This is a genomic window from Lactobacillus sp. UMNPBX1 (genome assembly GCF_002554085.1).
Taxonomy (GTDB): domain Bacteria; phylum Bacillota; class Bacilli; order Lactobacillales; family Lactobacillaceae; genus Lactobacillus; species Lactobacillus crispatus.
Map to the genome: position 1 here is coordinate 1 of NZ_PCZI01000063.1, position 421 is coordinate 421.

At 39.0% G+C, this 421-nt stretch carries 1 protein-coding gene; it reads right to left on the minus strand.

Features of this window, described 5'->3' with window-relative positions:
- Nucleotides 1–421: rod shape-determining protein (locus CP352_RS10785; protein ID WP_158227700.1), on the minus strand; the 421-nt coding region annotated here is incomplete at both ends.

Sequence of the window (421 nt, forward strand, 5' to 3'; positions counted from 1 at the left end):
GTGCTTATTCTTAATATAAGAAGCAATATCACTATTCATCTTATCACCGGCCATCCGAATTGACTGGCTTGAGACAATATCGCCTAATGAAAGAATGGCGATATCACTGGTACCACCACCCATATCAATGACCATGTTTCCACGAGGTTTAAAAATGTCTAATCCAGCACCAATTGCTGCTACTTTAGGCTCGTATTCAAGGTAAACTTTACCACCACCAGATTGTTCAGCGGCTTGAATAATTGCCTTTCGTTCAATCTCAGTAATATTCGTTGGTGCGCAGATCATGATGTTTGGCTTTGACATAAACCCTTTAACGCTTAGTTTACCAATAAAGTAGGAAAGCATTTCTTGAGTAACATCAAAATCAGAAATAACTCCATCCTTTAATGGACGAATAGCCCGAATGTTACTAGGAGTA